Source organism: Deinococcus proteolyticus MRP, assembly GCF_000190555.1.
Classification (GTDB): Bacteria; Deinococcota; Deinococci; order Deinococcales; family Deinococcaceae; genus Deinococcus; species Deinococcus proteolyticus.
This window is the reverse complement of record NC_015161.1, coordinates 227,381-248,480: the sequence shown is the minus strand read 5'-3', so window position 1 is coordinate 248,480 and position 21,100 is coordinate 227,381. Positions and strand designations below refer to the sequence as shown.

Genomic DNA, 21,100 nt, shown 5'->3' with positions numbered 1-21,100 from the left:
GGGCTAATCACGGCAGTACCGCCTTGAGCACGTGCTCGGCAGCCTGCTGAATGCGGCCACCCATATGCGTGCGGGCGCGCTCCGTGCCCTCAGTTGCTTTGCTCCTGGCCTCCTCACGGATGCGTACCGTTTCGGCGGTCAGGCGCTGGTCATGCTCGGCCTGCAGGCCTTTCATGCGCTCCTGAGCTTCACGGAGGATGCGGGCGGCCTCCGCCTCGGCGGCTTCCACGTCGCGGCGTGCATCTGCGCGCGCAGCTTCAATCTGCGCGTCCAGCGCAGCTTCGCGCTCGGCCAGTTCACTCAAGATTCGACTTGAGACGTCCAAATCCCTCCTCCTTTCTTCGTCATCCGGCACACCGAAAAGCCCTCGCGGGCTCCATTCAGAGTGAAGGCCCCACGGGGTGGGGTCTTGGGGTGCCTTCTGCACAAGCTTGCTTTGGTTGCCCGACCCTGTGTGTTTGGTTGCGTCAGACTGTCTAGGATTCTAACACAGGGTTTACATTTGCCTCTCAGGGGCAAGCGTCCCTGACTGGAGAGGCCGGCTCTGTCACTGCCTGGGAAACAGAGCGGTGGGTCGGCGTGTCCTTCAGGCCGTATGGACGGCGCGGCGCTGCCCCCAGCGGCGGTACAGCCGCCACGCCCACCACACCAGACCCAGCAGGCCCAGCGCGGCCAGGGCCGGAACGAACAGTGCCAACACACTCAGCCCCAGGCTGAGGCCGTCTTCTACCGTGCTGACCACCGGATTGCCTACGCCGGCCGTCAGGGTGGTCGCGGCGGGGCGCACGGCGGCGCGGCCGGTCTGGATGCCGCCCGCCACCAGCAGACCCAGCGCGGTAGCCAGCGTAGGCGAGAGGTCGGCCACTCCGGCCTGTGAGGCGAACAACACTGCTCCGGCGGCAGCACCCACCCAGCCGCTGACCAGGTGCAGCACATGGTCTACACCGGGAATCTTGTCGCCCACGAAGTCTGCCAACCCCACCAGAAAGATGACCAGCAGCGTCCAGGTATTGCCCAGCAGGTCAAAAGGCTGGTCCAGTTGCACCAGTCCCAGGTTGGCCAGTACCCCCACCAGAAACAGCGGGATGTAGGCGTTCAGCCCCGCCGCACCGGACAGGCCCAGGGCCGAGAGCACACCGGAAAACACTTCCATGTCTGCCAGTACGGGGGGCAGGCCATTCAGGTTCCCAGACCGCGTGCCGAAGCTTCAGCTCTCCCCCGCTGGCGGCGTGGGAGGCGGCACAGGAGGCGCAGGCCGCAAGTCGGTGCTGTTGAAGCGGCCCTGGGCCTCCTGCATTCCCTGCAGGGTCCAGACCTCGGCCGCCTGTGCTCCGAGGTCCACCAGTCTTTCCAGCACCGGGCGCTCCGCTTCGGCCCAGCGGCTCAGCACCCAGTCGGCCGGGTCACGGCCAGGCGGCGGGCGCGAAATCCCGATTTTGAGCCGGTCGAAGTCCTGGGTGCCCAGCAGCCGGATGATGTCGCGCAGGCCGTTTTGCCCGCCATGACGTCCACCGCGCCGCAGCTTCAGCAGGCCGAAGGGGCTGTCCAAGTCGTCTTGCACCACCAGCAGGTCGTCTGGGGCCAGGCGGTAGTAGCTGAGCAGCGGGGCCACGGCCCGTCCGGAGGAGTTCATAAAGGTCTGCGGTTTGACCAGCAGCACCTTTTCACCGGCCTGTCCACCGCCCTGTCCCAGCCGCACCTCGCAGGTCTCGGCCTCGCCGTCCTTACGCCAGTGCCCTCCTGTGCGCCGGGCCAGCTCATCCACCACCAGCCAGCCCACGTTGTGGCGCGTCGCTGCATACTTCTCGCCCGGATTGCCCAGGCCCACAATCAGGCGCATACGTTCAGGCGCTCAGGCTGGACAGCGAATCGCGGACCTCGCGCCAGCGGGCGTCGGCCTGAGCCACAGCAGGCCGCTCCTTGGCAGCGTCGTAGCCCTTTCGGAACTCAGCGAAAGCCGGCTCGGTCTGCGAAAACAGCACGTCCAGCGCCTGGCGCACGTCGCGCACCTGCTGGCCGGTCAGGGTCAGGTCCTTGGTGTCCAGCACCTCGTCCAGGGTCGCCATCAGGCCCGACAGGGGCCGCAGCCACTGAAAGTTGGGATGGCTGGTGACCAGGTTGAACATCTCGTAGGGGCTTCTCACCGGGCCGTGCATAAACTCGTGGTCCTCGCGGGCCTTGTCCAGCAGGGCCGAGTGGAACTGCCGCAGCGCCGTGGCTAAGGCTCTCAGTTTGCGGCGAATGGCAGCGTCGTCTGACATGGGTCTTAGGGTAGCAGGCCCACCGCCGCACCAGAGTAAAACTCCCGCCGGGGGGGCGGGAGCGCAAGCAGACATTCGGTCCACGCCGACGTTCAGTCCACCTTGACCCGGAAGCAGACCGAGCCGCTTTGGCCGGGAGTCAGGGTGACCGGCCCATACTGAATCTGCCCCTTGCCCGGACCAGCCGTAAATGTCGCGGCAGCCGGGCTCTGCGAATCCGGAACGAACGTGGTATTGCCAGGAATGGAATCGGTCAGCGTCCAGTTGTTGATGCTCACACTGCTGTGATTTCTATAGTCCAGGCAGTACTCCAGTACGTTCCCAGGGAACCCGTCTACGCTCACGCTGCTGTAGGCGGCGGTGCCGTCCGGATTGACGGGCTTGTTCTGGGTCACATTACGAACCCGCTTGGTCAGCTTGGGATACACCACGTCGGTGCGCACCTGCCCGGAGCTGACCGGGGTCAGGCCAGAAGCTGTAGCCGAGGCGGTGTTGAGCAGTGCCGTCTGGTTGGTATTGGCCTGCAGCTTTACGTTGGTGGTCACCACGATCTGCACCGACCGGCCCGGCTCGGTGATGGGCAAGTCACCCACGCTGAACGCCAGGTTCTGGCCGCTGCCGGTATTGGTCAGGGCCACGGGCGCACCGTAGGTGTTGGCCGCCGACGACTTGGCGAGCGTGGCGGAAGCGTAGGTCAGCTGCGCTGGCAGGGTATCGGTCACGGTGACCCCGGTGGCTGCGGCCGTGCCGTTATTGGTTACGGTAATGGTGTACTTGAGCTGTGCAGGTGAGAGCTGGGCCGCCGGAAGGGTAGCGGTGCCCGTGTTGGACGGATCGGGGGTTACGGTGATGTAACTCTTGTCCACGCTCTTGACCACAGCCAGTGCCGGCTGGCCCGAGCTGGTTACAGTTTCGTTGGTCTGTGCTGTACCGTCTACGTGCACGACTGTGGCCCGGTTGCGAATCTCGCTCACTCCGCTGTTCACAGTTACCCGGAAGGTCACGACCACTTCGTTGTCGTCGGGGTCTGTAGAACTGGTGGTCGTGGAGCCCTCAGAGCCATCCACTTCAACTACGCCGCTGCTGGCCCCTGGACTATTGATAGCCCTGGCCACGCTAAAAGGCATCACATCATTCCCCGTAACCCCTGTGCGGTCGCCCACTCCAACAAAGTTCAGAGCTGTTGAACCCGCCACATAAGTCGTCCCAGCAGGGACCGTGTCCTGAAGCGTCGTTGTGGACGCACTCAGGGTGCCAGCGTTGCGGGTCACGATGGTGTACTCAAGGGTATCGCCCGGCTGCACCACGTTGCCCGCGCTCCCGGCCACCTTGCGTACACTTTTGGTCGCGGTAATGTTGGGCGCCAGGTCGGGATAGTAACAACTGGCCAGGTCAGCCGTTACGGCTGCAGACCCGGTGACGGTCGTGGCACTGTACATGGCCAGGTTGACGGTCGCCAGCCGGCCACTGGTCGAGGAGACGTAGACCCCGCTGGCCAGCGCCGCCGCTCCGCCAAATGCCTGGTTCAGGTTGCTGTTGGTGATGCGGCCATAGTACTGGGCCGTCGTTCCAGAGGTGCCTGAAATCTTGAAGACATCTATGTAATTGCTGGCAGGAGAGGGCGATTTCATGATGTAAACAGACCCGTTGCTTCCGACAATAAGGTCACCGTTGCCAGAGGTATCAACTGTGCCGTCAGAAGAGGTCAGAGGGTAGGGGCCGCTGACGGCAGGCGTGCCGGAAGATGTGAACGTCCAGTACTGGGTGCCGGAAGTCAGGTATCCGGTGCCGTCGGGCGCAATCGCCATTCTGAGCAGCACGCCATTGGCGGAGGAGTAGCCGGGGATCGCAACAGAGCCGGAAGTGCCCAAAGTGACGTCGCGGTAGTGGAGTGTTGCCGAGTCGTAAGCCGCAGAGAAGAGCCTAGAACCATCTGGACTGACGGCCAGGGTCGCACTGTCTGCAGGAGTCGTCCAGATGGTGGTCCCACCCGCTGCGCCACTGGTAGGGTTAATGGTCTGCACTCGGTAAAACCCGTTGGTATTGTCACCGACCAAACCGTACATAGTGCTTTTGCACTCCAGCGGTGGCTGAGGCGCCGTCTTGTAGTTGCTGAAGGTGCAGGTGATGACATCGCCGGCCTGGGGGGTCAGGTTAAACGTCGTACCGGTGACGTTGGTGGGCATCACTGTAGTGGAACCGGCAGTCTCATTGGTGCAGGTATAGCGGCTCACATAGGTGCTCAGATAGCTTCCCGAGTCCGCTGCTACCTCATCCAGGGTATAGGTGGTGCCCGGCGTCACTTCGACCATGTTGGTACTGACTGCAGGCGGGGTGGTGCCGCTGGCCGTAGTCGCCGAGCCCAGGGTCGCCGTACCGTTACGGATACGGATGGTGAAACGGTTTGCCGTGGAATTGGCGCCCTGTGGAAACTCCTTACGTAGCGTCAGCTGGGTGACTCTATTCACCGTGGTGGTGTCGCTAGCGCACTGCTCGCCTGTGCAGGTTGCTCCGGGCGTGGGCTGGGCGTCGGGGTCGCCGCCTCCGCCGACCGAGGCGTAGTTGGTCAGTGTGCTGCCGTTGCCCAGGGTATTGGAAACATTCACCCTAACGGCGAACGTGACGCTCTGGCCGGGGCCAAGAGGGTTACTGGGAGTAAATGTCCAGTTGACCTGCCCGGTCGCCCCTGCCGCCGGCTTGCTGCTGAGGGTGCCGGCCACATTGGCGGTCACGTCGGCATAACTTAGGCCACTGGGCAGCAGGTCACTGAGGGTGAGGGCGCCGCTGGTCGCAGCCACGTCGGAGGTGTTGGTCACCTTGAGGTCATAGCTGCCAGTGCTGCCCGCAGTAAATATGGCGCCATTGTCTGTCTTGCTCAAGCTGAGCTGGGGCGTTGGGGCAACCTTCGGAGCGTTGGTGAAGGTACAGGTGATCACGTCGCCCGGCTGGGGAGAAAACGAGAAGGTGGTGCCGCTGCCCGACGGCAGGGTGGTGGTGGCCACTGGGTTGACGTTCGTGCAGGAGTAGGTGGAGTTGTAGCTGGACAGGGCCGAAGCGCTACCGGCCGTCATCGTTTCGGAAACTGTGACGGCGTTCAGGCCGGAGAGCTGATCTAGCGTAGCGGGTGCAAAACCGGAATTGACTGTGCCTGAGGTGGTTCTATTGACCGTATATGACGCGTTGGCTCCTGTCACCGAGTAGGTGAACTGGTCAGCTGCCTTGGCCCGGCTGGGCTGAATTACTTTGTTCGTATTCACCACCGCCACCTGAACGGCCAGCAGGATGCCCTGCATTCCCGCACTGGGCGAGGTGGTGTTGAGCGTGATGCTGGTGGGCGCCTTGGTCCGGTAGATGTATGACCCAGCATTGGTGAGACTGACGCCCGTATGGGTCACCGTCCTGGTACCCACGCCCGCCTGGGTTGGACCGACCCCAGAGCCACCAGGAGTGCTGTTGCTGGGGTCGGTGCCGGCCGTGTTCGGCACCCGGTCAAACTGTTCCCAGGTGGCACTGCCTCCAGCCGAGCTGTTAATGGTCGCCTGCCAAGTTTCGTACGAGGAGGCGTTGTCAGCATTGGTGCTTTCACCGTCAGCCGCTACCAAGTAGAAGTTACTGACCGGGGCACCCAGGGCGTCCGTCATGCTGATGTTGGTGATGTTTAAAGTTCCGGGTGTGGCGGTGTTGCTGGTATACCGCACCACAGGCTTACCAGTAATGCCTGAGTATGAGCCGGCCGTGGACCCGATGGCCGCACCGCTCCACGATGGCGCTGCTACCGCAGCCCATTGTGCGCTGCTGGTGGGGGAAGACACCGTAAAGCGCAGACGGCTGCCATCGGGCAGATTGACCACAAAAGCTTGGCCCGCACTCGTACGAACGGTGCTGGTGCTCAGGCTCGAAAAGTCAATCCAGCAGATGCTCTGGTGATTGGGCTGGTTGGAGCTGCCAGACGTGTCGGACGCGTCGCAGAGCACGCTGGTGGCAGTCTGTGCGCCTGCATGTCCCAGCAGGCTCACCGCAGTCATGGCCGCAACACTCCACCATGCTCGCTGCACCCTGTTTCTCCTGGTGGAACGCCCAGCACTCACTGTCAAACTCATTTCTTACCTCCCATACTCTCGTCCACGGTCAGGTCCAGCCGCAGGTAAGCCCCCGGCTTGGTGTAGGTGTAGCCGGTCGGCAGCCCATCGAAACCAGCAAAGTTGTAGCCGGCGCTGAGCCAGGCTCCGGGCAGGGCGCGGACATTGGCTTCTATGCCGTACCCGTACAGGGTGCTCTGAAGGTCGGCCGGCTGGTAGAAGGCGCGGCCCCAAGCCCCCACGCCCAGATGATCGTTGAGGTAGTAGTTGCCGCCCAGGAACGCCTGACCGCTAAAGGTTCCCCGGTCGTCCAGCAGCAAGCGGGTGTCGTTGCCGGCACGAATGGCCCAGTTGGGCTGGCGGTATTCGGCAGTAATGCCGCTGGTCAGCGAGGGACGGCCACCAGCGAGGGTTCCGTTCACGTAGCGGGCGTAGCCCAGGCTGCTCAGGGCAGCGCCGCGGTAAGCGTAGCCCACACTCAGGCGCTGGCCCGTGCCGGAAGTACGGAATTCGGCCAAGGCATCGGCCGTCAGGGTCAGCTCGTCGCTGAGGCTTCCGCTCACGCCGCCGCGCAGCGCCGTGCGCCACTCCCGGTCCTGACCGCTGTAGCCGATGTCGCCGCCCAGGTTCACCGCGTACTGCTCGGTGCGGTGCTGCAGGTCAGCGCCCAGGTTGGCGTCCAGATACTGGCCGGCGAGGCTGTAGACGGTGCCGCCGCGCAGGCCCAGCGCCGTGTTCTTGTTCAGCGGCAGGCTGGTGCTGGCCCCGAAGCGGGCGCGGTTGCCGTCGCCGCTGGAGGTCGGCAGCTCGTAGCCCACCGAGAAGTTGGTGTTGCCCAGGCGTGAGTCCAAGCCCAGCAGGGCCTGGTGGCCTTCTCCCCAGGTGTAGCGGTCCTGGGCCTTGAGAGTCACCGTGTCGGTCAGGCGGTAACTGGTCCGCAGGCTGGTCGTCGTCGGGGCGTCACCGCTGAAGGCCTGTTCGTGCTCGAGAGACACGCTGACGGGGTTCCCCGTGTAGCCGGCGCGGGCCACGGCGCTGAAGCCTGTCATGTCACCGAAGTTGTACTTCAGGCCGCCGCCCACGGTAAAGGGCTGCAGGCGGTAATCCACCATCCCACGCACGTAGCCCTGCTGCGTTTCGGCAAAGTCGTCGCGGTAGTCGGCTTCCAGCTCGCCGCGCAGCGCCGGGCTGAACTGCGACTGATAGGTGCCGTGGACGCTGAACCCGGAATTGAACTGACCCAGACCGGCGTACTCGCGGTCCTGGTAGCGCATCCGCAGCGCGGCGCGGTCATGCTCACGCAGCTGCGCCGACGTGTCCAGGCTGGCCTGGAAACCGCCCGAGTAGGCGGCCCGCACCTCGGCCTTGAGGTTCTCACGGTTGTCGTACTGGGCACGCACACCCACAGTTGTCTGCCGCTCTCCTTCCGAAGTGGGCAGCTGCACCGCCGCCACACCGGCCACCCAGTTCTTGCCCTCGGTGCTGGCCTGGGCGCCGTAGGCCCACTCGCGGCGGTCAAGAGGATTGTCCAGGCGGTAGCTGGCCTCGATCCGCACATCGTTAAAGTCATCGTCCAGTGGCTGAAGTTCGCGGTTCAGGGTAATCACACCGCTGGCGTAGTCGATGGAATAGTCACCGAAGCGCACCAGGGGCTCGCGGCGCAGTTCCAGGCCGGTGCCGCGCTCCAGCACCACCACTTCCAGGCTGTCGCTGCCCCGGCTGATGCCGCTGTCGGGCAGGCGGACAATTCGCAGTCCGTCGGGCACAATGGCCTGCTCGCCGCGCAGTCGCACCTGGTCGGTGGGCACAGCAGCCGCAAAGGCGCTGAGCTTAGGGTTGGTCTTGGTTTCGAGGGTGGCGGCCGTCAGGGTCTCGCCCAGCGGCAGCACAGTGATGGGCAGCGCCGTGCGCTGATAGCTGGCCCGGAAGCGGGGGTGGTCGTATACGGCAGCCACCGGGTCCACGCCCTGCAGCGGCACACTGTGGAACGAGGCGTCGCCTGCCAGCGGGAAGCGCTCGAACGGGTCAAGGTCGTGCGGCAGGCCGTCCTTGTCGGCCGCCAGGAATAGTTTGCCTTCCCCAATGGGACCCTCGTAGTAGCCACGGGCGGTCCAGGTCAAGTCGTCGGCCAGGCTGAAGTTCTGCGGGTCCAGGCCCAGGGTGGCCGAAGCCATACCCACGCCGAAGCGGCGCTGGTCCGGACGAATCTGGAAGCGGTAGGGCTGCACCTGGGCGCCCGCTTCGATATCCACCTTCAGTTCGCCGGGGACCGTCTGGGGGCGCAGTTCCAGCACACCCACACCTTCATTCAGGCGCAGCTGGTAGCCGGCGGTGGCCGGGCTGGCGTCGGGGAGGGACGGCTCCAGGTTGGAATTCAGCGTCAGGGTAGGCGTGCTGGTGGGCGTGCCGAACTCGTCCAGCGCGGTGATCCGCAGGCGAATGGGCGTACTGCCGTCGGCAACCAGCTGCAGCGGCTCCACCTTGACCTGGGCGGTCTGCGCAGCCAGCTTCACGGTGACGCGGTCACTGCCCACGCTCAGCACGTTGTCGCCGGGGCGCAGCTGCACCCCCACGTAGGTCAGGCGCTGCACGCCGCGCACTCCGTCCTGGGTGTTGGTGCCGATCCGGTCCTCGGCCACGGGCTGACCGTTGACCAGCAGTGGGCTGGAGTCGCCCTGGACTTTTTCGACCGTGACCGAAATCTTGTCGCGGGTGCGGTACACGGTTCCCGCCAGCGGCAGACGCACGGCGCCGGGGTTCTCCTGGGCAGCGGCCTCGGCCTGCATGGGCCGGGCGTCACGGAAATCGTCGGCGTCGAACGCGCCTTCCAGCACCTCGCGGCGGTCGCTGGCGTAGCGGGCCACCAGGCTGGCCGGGGCCAGTTCGGGCAGGGCACCCCCGTGGCTGACCGAGTAGCTCAGCGTACCGGCAGCGATGGAGCATCCGGAGCTGGCCTGCCCATCAGTCGCCGGCGCAGCGGTCGGCACTTCCCAGTACAGCAGGCCGCTGGGGCCCACCTGGGGGTCGGGCAGCGCAGCGCCGTTCAGCCGCGCACTGCCGGGCTGGTAGCTGGCGCCAGTCGGCAGGCGGTGCGACACAATCAGGCTCTGGGCCTGCGCAGGGGCGCTGAAGGGCAGCAGCACTTCACTGCTGCGGGTGATCTCAGGCGGCGGGGCCTGCACCCTCAGCTGAGTGCTGGATTCCTGGGTCACCGGGCAGGTGCCGCTGGTCAGCCGGCCTGTCACCTGGCCAGGTTCGCCCGCCTGTGAGGCGCGGACGCGGTAGCTCAGCTCGCGGGTTTCCCCAGCGGCCAGTTCCCCGCTGAACGTGCCACTGTCCAGCAGTTCCAGACCGGTGCCTTCCTCGCTCAGCTGGTAGCTCGTGGCGGCGGTTCCCCGGTTGGTGAGCAGCACGCGCACCGTGCCTTCCTGACCAGGTTCCAGCTCCGGCAACTCACGGCGCAGCTGCACGCTGGTTTCGGCAGCCAGCACCTCGACCGTGCGGGTCACCGCCTGCTCCCACATGGGCGAGCGCAGGGTCACGGTGTAGGTGCCGGGTTCGCTGGCCAGAGCTTCAAGCGGCAAGCGGGCGGCCTGCTCGGCGCTCAGCTCGCCACGGTAGCTTGCCGCGCCGCTCAGTTTCAGGCCAGGAGCACTCAGTTCCAGGTCCAGCGGCAGAGCAGCGCGGTAGTCGGTGGCGGCATGCCCCTGCAGGCTCACCACGTCGCCCACGCACACCTGGGGCTTGTCCACCTGCAGGTCCAGGCTGACCTGGGGGCGCACCTGAATCCGGGTACGTCCCACACCGCCCCTGGGCACCGTCACGCTGGCGGCGTCCACGCTGACGCTGGCACCGGGCACGGCCTGCGGCTGCACGCTGTGTTCCCCGGCCGTCACCGCCTGGCGCAGGCTGGCGTCCACCGTCACCTCTTGGCCGTCTATCTGCGCCCCCACCTGGGTCGGCTGGGGGCCGGCGGGCAGCAGCAGCTCGGCGGTCACTTCCAGCAGGCCAGTCTCGTCCACCTGGCTGAGGGTCAGCGGCACAGGGCTGTGCTGGCGCTGCAGGGCAAAGCTGACCGTGTTGGAATACTGCTTGGCTGCCGCCGGCTGGCGCAGTTCAATCACGTATTCGCCGGCTTCTGCGGGCAGCGGCAGGTCGGCCCACTGCACGTCCTGGCCCACCGGCAGTGCCTGCGTGCGGCCATCCGCGAAACGGACCCGGGCCTCCAGTTCCCCGGCGCCGTCACCGTCGTACATCCGCAGAGCGTAGCCGGGGCCGTCGGTCGTCACGTTGACCACCGGCATCCAGGTGGCCGAGCGCACGTTGACCGTCAGCTGCTCGGCGCGTACCGCAGCACTCTGCCCCTGCAGGCGCACTGCAAAGGTGTTCTTGCCATTGCCCTGCGTCACGGTGCGCAGGCGGTAGCGGCCGGCCGGCAGCTCCCCGTCAATGAGCGGTTCCCAGGCATGGGCGCCCGGCCCGAAGGTGCGGCGCAGCACTTCACGGCCCTGGGCGTCTTGCAGCACAAATGTGGTGGTCACTTCCGGAGAAGGTGCATACTGCTCGTCACCGTAAGAGTCCGCGCTGCGGTAATCGGCCGGGTCCAGCCGGGGGCTGTAGAGGTCCAGGCGTACCCGCCCGGTCACGCCCACATCCAGGGTCAGGGTCTGGTCGCCCACCGCCCACATCAGGTGAGAACCCACACTGGTCAGGGGAAGGCTGGTGCTCAGCTGCTGCGCGTGCGCCGGTGCACTAAGCAGGGCGGTCAGGGTCAGCAGGGCGTTGATACCGCGTCTATTCATGGCTGCCTCCATTCCAGCTGGGGGTCGGTGACGGCGCTGCGGGGTTCACCGCTGTAGCTGAAGGTGTAGCTGATTCGGTGTTCACCGGCAGGCAGGGTGCCCTCGAAGCCGGCCGTGCCGCTGAGCAGCGTGGCGCCCGCCGGTAGAGGGTCGCTTAAGCGCAGGCCAGGAAGGGGCCGGTCCGACTTGAGGCTCAGGTCCACCCGGTAGCCCTGCGCCGTGCGGGACACGGTCTTGTTCACGGTCAGCGGGCCAGCGTTCAGGGTGGTGCGGCGGATGACATCGATCTCGCCGCCCAGCGGGGCCAGTGGGAAATCTGCACTTGTCAGGCCGCGCACATGCACCGTCTGGGTGCCGCTCGTAGCTTCTTGGGGCATGACCAGCGGCGCGTAGGGGACGGTGCCCGGGTCCAGCCGCAGGGCGTGGCTGCCCAGCGGCACGTTCAGGAAGGAAAAGCGGCCGTGCTGGTCGGTCAGCGCGGTGCGGCCACCGGCCAGCACCACGCGGGCGCGGTTCACCGGGGTGTCTACCTCTTTATCGTAGGTGCCGCTGCGGTTGCGGTCCACGTACACCGTGCCGATCACTTCACCCAGGGGGCGGAACAGCTGCAGGTTCACCACGACTTCCGCCTCGGAAGAGTCCTCGGCGATGTCGGTCGCGCCACTGGGACCTATCCCGCTGACCAGCACGTAGTTGCGCAGGCTGGACTGCTGGGCCGCGCTGGCCTGCACACGCATGTCGTACGTGAGGGTGGCGCTCTGCCCGGCCTTGAGGGTAGGCAGGGTCCACAGCATCACCTCGGATACCTCATCGCCGGCCTGGTAGTTGCCCAGCGGACGGTCCAGCACGCGGGTCTGCATCTTGGGGTCGGCCAGCGGCTCTGCGTCCTGCTGCCCGTAGCTCAGGGTGGCGCTGCCGGGGATATAGTCCAGCACCGAGGGGTCGGCCAGCATGTCGACAATGTCCACCGGGGTCAGGTCAGCGGCGGGCGACGGGTTGGTGATGGTCAGGGTAAAGGTCACGCGGTCGCCCACGTTCACCTGCTGGGTGCTGGCCTGTTTGGCCACCTGAATCTGGACCGGCAGCTGCACCGTGGCCGGCTCACTGATGACCAGTGGAATGCCGTCCACTGCCGGCAATTCGCTCGATACCAGATTAAAGGTGTTGGCAATGGTCTCCCCCATCTTTACCCGGTCGCTGACCCTGACCGTCAGCTCCACCGTGCGGCTCTCGCCCGGTGCCAGGCTGGCAAAGTCCCAGTGCACCACCTGCGCCCCCGGCGTCCCGGTCACTTGCCCGCCCGCCTGCGAGGACACGTAATCCACACCCGCCGGCAACGGGTCACTGATACGCACGTCTTTGAGCTCCGCGCCGTAAATGTTGGTGACCTGCAGCTGGTAGGTGACCAGCTCGCCTGCCTGGACTGTGCGGGTGTCCTGGGGGTCCACCACGGTCTTGACCAGCTGAGGCAGGGGCCGCAGGTAGTCGGTGGTGGAGTTGGAACTGCCGCGCTCGCCAGTCGCCGTAATCAGCGCGGTGACGGGGAGTTCCTCCGGGGTATAGCAGACCCGCACGTAGACTCGCTGCCCCGGTTCCAGATAGATTGGCAGGGCCAGCGGACGGTTGTGTTCGTCGTACAAGACATGCTTGGCCCGGCCCTCGGGATAGGTCACCGTGATGGTAAACAGGTCCGCCACGTCGCCGGTGTTGCGCAGGCCGTGGTCGAAGCAGACTTCCTGCCCGGACTTGGCGAAGGGCTTGGTTTGGGTGTCGGCCGGGCTCCCTTCCTCGGCATTGGAATGCCCTACCGGGCCCAGCGCCACAGCCGGGGTGTAACGCACACTCAGCGTGGCGTTGGCCGACGATTCGCGCCCGCTGGCTACGGCGGTCGCTACGTTCAGGAACTGCCGGCCATCCGCCGCGTCACGGGCCCGCAGGCGGAACGTCAGCTCGGCGCGGGCTCTGGGGGCCAGCTGCGAAGCCACTGTCCGCACACCCAGCACCTGGGACGGGGGCTCGACCTGCCACCGCTCCCCATCGAAATACTCGGTGCGGCCTGCAGGGCTACTGGCACTGCCGGCCACGAACTCCAGGCCCTGCGCCAGCTGCTCAGTCAGCAGGTCGGTCAGCACCACCTCACGCGAATCGCGGACGCCGCTATTCACTGCGCTGATTCGGACCGTGGTTTCCTGGCCCGGCAAAATCTTCGCCGGCTCGAAGGCCTTCTGGACCTGGACCTCGGGCGGCGTGCCCACCACCAACGCGGAGACGTTGTCGGTATCCGCACTGCTTCCATCCGCGCAGCTCGCCACCAGGTTGATGAAGGACTGCCCGGTTTCTATGGTGGGGGCCGTTTCGGTGCGCACCAGTACCGTCACGGAGGCTCCGGCATCCAGCGTGACCTCCTGCACTGCCGGCTCAGCCGGATCGACCTGACCGTTGCGGTTCAGGTCTAGGTGGGCCGACAATACCGTGGTCAGCGGGTTGCCAGCTTCCAGCTGCGTACGCACCGCAAAAGTGCTGGTCACGTTGCCGCTGTTGGTCAGCGTGTAAGGAAACAGCACCGTGTCGCCCGGCAACACGTCACGTGACAGGGCCGGCGCCGCTACACTGCCGCTGGGCAGCACACTGACGCCGCAGATGTCCTGCACCGTGGTCAGCACCGTGTTGGAATAGGCCACGGGTGCCGGCCGGCCTTCCGCATCGTCGAACTGAGCGCTGGCCCGGTTGGTAATCTGCGTGCCTGAGGGCGTCAGTTGCGCCAGCGCCGGGCTGGCAGACAGCAGACCGGACAGCAGTAGCGTAGACAAAGTGGTGGGGCGGGAGCGGGGCATGGTTCCTCCTGTAACTCTTGTGGCTGAGACGATTCTCAGGGCAGGGACAGACGTAAAAAAATTCCGATATTGGGGACGTAACTGATCGTGGGCCGTGCTGGATAACAGTTCCGCGTTGTTGCGCTGCTTTTTATCGTTCTTCTGTGTTGTGGGCCTTGCTGGACGACCGAGCTGCAGCGGAGCCTCAGGCCAGTGAAAAAGTGCAGGTGAAAAGTGCAGGTGGAAAAATGCGGGTGAAAAAAGAGGCCGGCAAAAGTGTGAAGGAAAGTGCGCCCATTTGCCGGCTGGGCGCACTTTGTAGGGTTCAGGCTCAGTTCACGCGGACAGTGAAGTCGGCGCGGAAGGTACCGCCGGCCGGCAGGATGTTGCCCGCAGGCGCCACGCACACCTCGCCGCCCTGGGCGGTAGGGGTGCCGGCAGCCAGGCTGGTGGGAGCAGCGCTGCTCCAGGTGGCTCCCTTGTCGGTGCTGTACAGACCGCCGCCGCTCACGCTGACGAAGGTGGTGTTCATGGGCACGCTGTCGCACACGAAGAAGTTGCTGATAGGCGCGTTGAAGTTGTTCTTCGCGATGATGGCGTAGTTCAGGTTGGTGCCGGGCAGGGCTTCGTTGCGGGTGGTGTAGCCGCTGGGCGCCGTGATACCGGCGTATGCGGTGTCACCGTTGCCCCCCTGGATGAACTTGGCCAGGGCCACGTTGCCGTTGGTGACTTGCACGTTGATGGTGTTGTTGGTGTCGGTCGAGGTCAGGCCGCTGCCGGTAGTCACGGTCTGAGTGATGGGAGACGTGGTTCCGGAAGTAGCGTTCTCGGGCACCACCACGGTGGCGACGAAGCAGCCCTGTGCGCCGGAGGCCAGGGTCAGCGTGCTGCCAGTGCCGTCGGCTACGCCGTCACAGTTAGTGTCGGGGGCGTAGGTGACCGGCACAGTCACGGTGCCGCCGCCCACGACCGGGAAGGTCACAGTGGTGGGCTGCACGGTGAACGTGTCGGTCGCGCCGCCAGTGTTCACAATCTGCATGGGGAAGGTGACGGTGGCGCCGGGCTGGACTGGCGGGTTGGGGTTGTAGGCCGCGTCAGGAGCAGTGCTGCTGGGGGTGTTGTCACCGAACTGCAGACCCGGGTCACGGATGATGTTGGTGGTGGTATCGGTGCGCTCGGGGTTGTTGGCGCTGGCCACCGTCAGGGTGGTGGTCTGGGTGTCCGAGACGTTGGGGGTGACGTCGCTGAACGGAATGGTGTTCTGGAACGAGGCGCTGTCGCCGGCGCGCAGGCCGCTGATCACCAGGTTGCCGCCGACCAGGGTGTAGGTGACGTCGTAGGCAGCGGTGCCGTCGGCAGGGGTAATGCTCACGGTGGTGGGCGAAGTGGTCACCTGAGCGCCCGTGGGGGTCAGGAACACGGTGCCGGCGGTGCTGGAGGTCACGGTGAAGTTGTCGGTGGCGTCACCGCTGTTCTGCAGGGTGTTGGTAAAGGTCACCGAGGTGACGCCCGCACGCACGTTGGACTGCTGGGAGTCGCTGGCGGTGGGGGTGACGGTGTTGCCGGTTGCGTCGGTATAAGGAGCAGTCTGCGGGGTACCGTTGCCGTCCGCATCGTTGCGGGGGCCGATCAGGGCGCCCGAATCCTGCACGGTGATCCGGCTGTACTGGAAGAACAGATCCGTAGCGGTTTCGGTCTTCTGCACGTTGGCGGTGCCGTCAAACTCCTGGCCGGTGCCTACGGGGGTGGCGCCCACAACAGTTTTGGGAGCAGCCGTGGCGTTCACGGTGTACACCATGAAGAAGTTGGTGGTGCCGCTGTTGTTTTCCACGGCGGTAGTGGTGGTGTCGTCACCGTTAGGAGCCACAGTCACGCTGGTGATGGCGGTGGCAGCAGCGATTTCGGCAGCGGACAGGCTGCCGTCTTTGTTGGTATCGGCCGACACAGAATAGAAACGCACGTTGGACACGTCGCCAGTCACTGCGCTGGTCAGGGCAATGTTCTGGGTGGTGTTACCGTTGTTCACGGCCACGTACTGGAAGGACACGGTGGTGCCGGGCAGCACGGCGCGCTGATACTCCGTAGGCGCACCGGCGGGGGCGTTGGTGGTGGCGCTGTCGTTGCCGCCCAGGTAGGTGACGTCGAAGGCGGCGCGGGGCAGCACGGTGGTGGTCACGGTGTTGGACTGGGTAGAGGCAGTGGTGTTGGTCGCCGGGTTGGTAAAGCTGGCACTTGCGGTGTTGGAGATGGTGGTGCCGGCGGTGGTGGTGGGGGCAGAAGCCAGGGTCTGTGCCGAAGCGGCTCCCAGGGTCAGGGCGGCCAAAAGGGCCAGGGTTTTGTTGGTCTGCATATCTAACTCTCCTTGTGCTGTGTAAAGCGCAGTAGCGGTGACTTAGGACCAGCCTCTCGCCCCCCAGCGAGACCATGTGGTCTAAGATGAGACTCACCTTAAGGTGAACAATCTTACGTCCCGCTTACCCATTTGGCCTGGAAACCTGTTCCAAGCCGTCGCCCGACTGCCCGAACAGTCGGTCGGTCAGCAGAGGAAGAATTCCCTGTGAGACGCCATTCCTTCTGGGCAGGCTTCTGGTGGAGGGTCTGAGAGCCGCCTTGCTCCAGCCACCACGAGCATTTGTAAGGAGCAAGATGAAGGTTGGCACTACAAGAGAGCGGCCCTCGAACAACCTTAATTTGTCAGTTGCATGGTGAGCCAGCGCGCTTGCTGCTGACCCTGGAGTGAGGGCAGGCGCCAGGCAGGCGGGCCAGGCCATAAAAAATCCCCGGCCAGGCCGGGGCAGGTGCACTCAAGCAGGAACTTACAGGCCCAGGTCGCCTGTGCGGCTGCGCTCGACCGGCAAACCACTGGCGCCCTCGAACGCGTCGATTTCCTGGATGAAGCGGTCGAACAGGTAGCGGCTGTCGTGCGGGCCGGGAGCCGATTCGGGGTGGTACTGCACGCTGAACACCGGGTAACGGGTGTGCGCCATGCCCTCCAGCGTCTGGTCGTTCAGGTTGATGTGGGTAGGCACGAACTGACCTGCCGGAATGGAGTCGATATCCACCGCGTAACCGTGGTTCTGGCTGGTGATTTCCACATTCCCGGTCAGCAGGTTCTTGACCGGCTGGTTGCCGCCGCGGTGCCCGAACTTCATCTTGAACGTCTGGCCACCGGCGCCCAGAGCCAGAATCTGATGGCCCAGGCAGATGCCGAAGGTGGGCAGCAGGCCCATCAGTTCCCAGGCGGTGCGGTGCGCGTAGGTCAGCGCAGCAGGGTCACCTGGGCCGTTGCTGAGGAACAGGCCGTGCGGCCCCAGCTCCATGATCTCGGCGGCGCTGGTGTGTGCGGGCACCACGATGGGTTCGATGCCCACTTCGGCCAGGCGCTTGATGATGGTGTGCTTGATACCGAAATCCACCAGCACCACCCGTTTGCCCTCGCGCAGGGTGGGATAGGCGTAAGGCAGCTCGGTGGTCACCTCGGCGGCCATGTCCAGGCCGTCGCGGTCGCGGTGCTCAGCGGCGCGGGCCACCAGCCCCGCTTCCTCCTCGGGCGAGAACTCGCCGTAAGGGTCGGACGGGTTGGTGTAGGAGCGGTGAGCAATCACGCCCTTGACCACGCCGCCGGAACGCAGACGGCGCACCAGGGCGCGGGTATCGATGCCCTGAATACTCACCACGCCGTAGCGCTGCATGAACTCTTCCAGGCCCTGCTCGGCGCGGTGACTGGAATAATCGTGCGAAAATTCGCGGCCGATGAAGCCCCGCACAAAGGGCCGGTTGGACTCCATGTCGTAGATGGCCACGCCGTAGTTGCCCACATGGGGATAGGTCATGGTCACGATTTGGCCCGCGTAGCTGGGGTCGGTCAGGATTTCCTGATAACCGGTCATGGACGTGTTGAACACCACTTCGCCCACCGTTTCGCCGCGGTGCCCAAAAGCGTAACCCCGGTACACGGTGCCGTCGGCCAGGGCCAGCAGGGCGCGTTCTTTTCTGATCATGCTCATACGAACCTCCATTCGCGCCTCACTGGACGCAATTCATGGTGGAGTCGGCCCCCGGATGAAGCCCAGAACTCGCTCGCCAGCTTAGCACCCACCCCGGCCCCAGTGCAGTGGGCAAGGTGCCATCGGCGCGGTGCGGCAAAGTGCGGCGCAGTTGGCGCGTCAGCCGCTTCGCAGTCATTGCGGCAAAGGGGCGTGCCAGGCCAGCGCCCCTGTCAGCCAGCCGGTGGCCAGGGCGTGCTGCACCTGCGGGGCCTGGGGCAGCCGCCGCGCCAACTCCTGTGGCGGCACTGGCTGGTAGCCCTGGTGCGCCCAAAAGGCCCCCTCGTCCGCCGAGAAGAGAAACACTTCCCGGCAGCCACGGGCCCGCAGCAGGGCGTAGGCTTCGGCCAGCATCCGCCCCGACCAGCCGCGCCCCCGGTCATCGGGATGCACCGTAAAGGAGCGCAGCAGGCCCGCGCCTTCCCCGTATTCCAGACCCAGCACGGCGGCGGGGCGGCCCTCCACCTCTCCCAGCAAGTAGGTCACGTCGCCCGCCAGAGTGACGGAGGTGGTGTACATCTCGGCCCGTTCGAGCAGCGCCAGGATGGCCGGCAGGTCGCTGGAAGTAGCGCGGCGAACAGTCAGGGTCATGAAGGGCAGTATTCCGGAGCGCGCCGCGCCGAAGCAAGCAGGCCACGCCACAAAAAACCAGCCCGCAGGCTGGCTTGCTGGTCTGCTTGAAAAGCAGGTCAGTTCAGGCGGAAGTTGATGCCCACGCGGCCGTGCAGGGCCACGCCGGTGTTGCCAGCGCTGTTCAGGGTGACCTTGGGGCCCACTTCACCGAACACGCGGGCGTTCTGGTTCACCACGAAGTCGGTGCCCACGAAAGCGCGGGGGCTAAAGGACACGCCGTCAGCGAAGCCCACGCCCACACCGGCGCCGTAGTAAGGCACGAAGCCGTTGCCTACGGGGTTACGGTCCACGCGGTTCAAATAGTCCACGCCAGCGCCGATGCCGGCGCCCTCGAAGCCCACGCCCACGCGGTAGGCGCTGTCGGCGTCAATGTCGGTCTGGTAGTGCACGCCCAGGCCAGTGCCGGCGTGAACGCCGCCGTAGCTGGCAGCGGAAGCGTTGGTGGCAAAGGCACCACCCAGGATGGTCAGAGCAATCAGGGTCTTCTTCATAGTTGGCATCCTAACCCACGGAGCTGATGGAGACATTTACACAGGCCCCCGGCGGCCTTCAGGCGGGCTTTAGAGAAGTTCTTCACTCGGCGTCTGTCAGAAACCCGTGTCAGCGGCTCCGCTGCCGTGCAGAAGCAGGCGCTATGCTGCCCGCCATGACCATGACGAACAAGGAGTTGCAGGCGCTGGTGGCCAAGGCACGCGGCGGCCGGGTGGTCCGCACCGGCTTCGTGGACGGCGGCAGTCTGGACCGCCGTCTGCTGGACGACCCCGAACTCGGCTACCGGCTGGCCGGCGGCTTCCCCGACGCCCGGCTGGTGGTGCTGACCCTGTACCCGGCCCACATTCCCGAGGTGGAAAGCGGCGTGCAGGTGCTGAGCATCACCCCGCTGGGCGGCGTCCCCTGGGACGAGCAGGACCTGCGGGTGCAGCTGGGCCGCTTGGAACTGGGCGAGGGCGCACTGGGCGATATCCGGGACGTACGCGGCAGCTTTCAGGTGACGGCCAGCGGCAAGGCCGCCGCTGCCCTGCTGGCCCTGAGCGACCTGGGTGGGCGCGAAGTGACCGTAGAAGAGGTCGGAGAGACAGCGGGCAAGGGCAGCAAACTGCGCGAAGTGGTGGTGCCCTCCATGCGCGCCGACGTGGTGGGGGCCAAGGGCTTCGGGGTCAGCCGGGCGTACTTTCAGCAGGGGATTGACAGCGGCAAGGTGCGGCTGAACGGCCAGCCGGTGCGGGCCGGCAGTGAGGTGCGCGAGGGCGACAGCCTCAGCGCCGAGGGCCTGGGCCGTATTGACTTCCGGCGGGTACTGAACGAGACCCGGCGCGGCAACTACAAAGTGGAACTGGAAGTGCACCGCTGATGACGGCTCCCACTGGCAGCGGCGGTATCGACCTGCTGGCGCGCCGACCGGCGCTGGACCGCAGCCGCCTGCTGGACACCCTGGTGCCCAGCGCCCGCTTTGCAGAGACCCGCTTCAGCACGTACCGTCCCAACCCGGAGTTCCCCTCCCAGGAGGCGGCCCGCCAGAGCCTGCAGGGCTTCTTGGAACCGCAGCCTCCCAAAAAGACCGGCATCTGGCCCTTTCAGAAGGTGGTCAGGCCCCAGGGCCGGGGCCTGTATCTGGACGGCGGTTTCGGTGTGGGCAAGACACACCTGCTGGCCAGCACCTACTACGCGGCGCGGGAACGCGACCCCGGCAGCCGAGTGGCCCTGATGAGCTTTCAGGACCTGATGTACCTGATTGGAGCGCTGAAAATGCCGCAGGCCATAGAGGCGCTGCGCGGCTACGACCTGCTGCTGATAGACGAATTCGAGCTGGACGACCCCGGCAACACCCACATGGCCAACACGCTACTCGAAGCGCTGATTCCGGCCGGCGTGAACGTGGTCGCCACGTCCAACACCGCCCCCGGCGCTCTGGGCGAGGGCCGCTTTTCCACGCGCGACTTTCAGCGACAGATTGAAGCGATTGCGGAGCAGTTCCAGTCACAGCGTGTGGACGGCCCCGATTACCGCCAGCGCGGCACCACGCCCTCACTGCCGCTAAGCGAAGAAGAGTTCGGGCGCTGGCTGGCGCGGCAGCCGCGTGACACCCTCAGCGTGGTCGGCGCAGACGACCTGGACCGGCACCTGCTGTCGGTGCATCCCAGCCAGTTCGCGGCACTGCTGGACGTCGTGCAGGCAGTCGCCGTGACCGGCCTACACCCGCTGACAGGGCAGAACGAGGCGCTGCGGCTGGTGCACTTTATAGACAAGGTGTACGACATGGGCCTGCACGCCGCCTTTACGGCACAGACCCCCGGCGCCACGCTGGAGGGCCTGTTCGACGAGAGCTACCGGCACGGCGCCTTCGCCAAAAAATACAGCCGCTGCCTCTCGCGCCTTTCGGAACTGCTGAGCGAGGCGCGGCAGCCATAACGTGGCGGAAGAGAAGCGCGGTCCCTGGGACAGAGGACCGCGCTTCTCTTTTGACTG

General features: G+C 65.6%; 13 protein-coding genes. 2 read left to right on the top strand and 11 right to left on the bottom strand.

All coding sequences use genetic code 11. The annotated features are described in order from the left end of the window. Nucleotides 1-7: 7 nt before the first annotated feature. The 11 genes from DEIPR_RS01220 to DEIPR_RS01170 form a co-directional block, all read right to left on the bottom strand. Nucleotides 8-325, bottom strand: coding sequence for a V-type ATPase subunit subunit G family protein (locus tag DEIPR_RS01220; protein ID WP_013614008.1), 318 nt, complete (start codon nt 323-325; stop codon nt 8-10). Nucleotides 326-586: 261 nt separating this feature from the next. Further along, nucleotides 587-1,153, bottom strand: coding sequence for a DUF4126 domain-containing protein (locus DEIPR_RS01215; protein ID WP_013614007.1), 567 nt, complete (start codon nt 1,151-1,153; stop codon nt 587-589). A 54-nt stretch (nt 1,154-1,207) separates the two neighbouring features. Continuing rightward, nucleotides 1,208-1,840: an aminoacyl-tRNA hydrolase gene (gene pth, locus DEIPR_RS01210; RefSeq protein ID WP_013614006.1), complete on the bottom strand. Its 633-nt coding sequence runs from the start codon at nt 1,838-1,840 to the stop codon at nt 1,208-1,210. 4 nt (nt 1,841-1,844) lie between these two features. Beyond that, entirely contained in the window at nt 1,845-2,261 is a 417-nt protein-coding gene (locus DEIPR_RS01205) for a hypothetical protein (RefSeq protein WP_013614005.1), read from the bottom strand. A 92-nt stretch (nt 2,262-2,353) separates the two neighbouring features. Beyond that, nucleotides 2,354-6,286 (bottom strand): beta strand repeat-containing protein, encoded by a 3,933-nt coding sequence (locus tag DEIPR_RS01200; RefSeq protein WP_013614004.1) that lies wholly within the window; start codon nt 6,284-6,286, stop codon nt 2,354-2,356. Nucleotides 6,287-6,357: 71 nt separating this feature from the next. Then, entirely contained in the window at nt 6,358-11,142 is a 4,785-nt protein-coding gene (locus DEIPR_RS01195; protein WP_013614003.1) for a porin family protein, read from the bottom strand. Continuing rightward, nucleotides 11,139-13,976 (bottom strand): DUF7927 domain-containing protein, encoded by a 2,838-nt coding sequence (locus tag DEIPR_RS01190; protein WP_013614002.1) that lies wholly within the window; start codon nt 13,974-13,976, stop codon nt 11,139-11,141. Before DEIPR_RS01190 ends, DEIPR_RS01195 begins: the two co-directional genes overlap by 4 nt. A 310-nt stretch (nt 13,977-14,286) precedes the next feature. Beyond that, nucleotides 14,287-16,305 carry a beta strand repeat-containing protein gene (locus DEIPR_RS14705; protein WP_013614001.1) on the bottom strand — a complete coding sequence of 673 codons (2,019 nt, stop codon included), beginning with the start codon at nt 16,303-16,305 and terminating at the stop codon, nt 14,287-14,289. A gap of 466 nt (nt 16,306-16,771) precedes the next feature. Next, entirely contained in the window at nt 16,772-17,956 is a 1,185-nt protein-coding gene (gene carA, locus DEIPR_RS01180) for a glutamine-hydrolyzing carbamoyl-phosphate synthase small subunit (protein WP_041222190.1), read from the bottom strand. Between the two features lie 180 nt (nt 17,957-18,136). Continuing rightward, a complete protein-coding gene (locus DEIPR_RS14105) occupies nt 18,137-18,592 on the bottom strand; it encodes a GNAT family N-acetyltransferase (RefSeq protein ID WP_013613999.1) in 456 nt (151 codons plus the stop codon). Between the two features lie 98 nt (nt 18,593-18,690). Continuing rightward, entirely contained in the window at nt 18,691-19,125 is a 435-nt protein-coding gene (locus tag DEIPR_RS01170) for a hypothetical protein (protein ID WP_013613998.1), read from the bottom strand. A gap of 155 nt (nt 19,126-19,280) precedes the next feature. Here DEIPR_RS01170 and DEIPR_RS01165 point away from each other — a divergent pair, with 155 nt between their 5' ends. Together DEIPR_RS01165 and zapE are read left to right on the top strand one after the other, a co-directional pair. After that, nucleotides 19,281-19,985, top strand: coding sequence for a S4 domain-containing protein (locus DEIPR_RS01165; RefSeq protein ID WP_148231750.1), 705 nt, complete (start codon nt 19,281-19,283; stop codon nt 19,983-19,985). Then, nucleotides 19,985-21,043: a cell division protein ZapE gene (gene zapE, locus DEIPR_RS01160; RefSeq protein ID WP_013613996.1), complete on the top strand. Its 1,059-nt coding sequence runs from the start codon at nt 19,985-19,987 to the stop codon at nt 21,041-21,043. Before DEIPR_RS01165 ends, zapE begins: the two co-directional genes overlap by 1 nt. Nucleotides 21,044-21,100 lie beyond the last annotated feature (57 nt).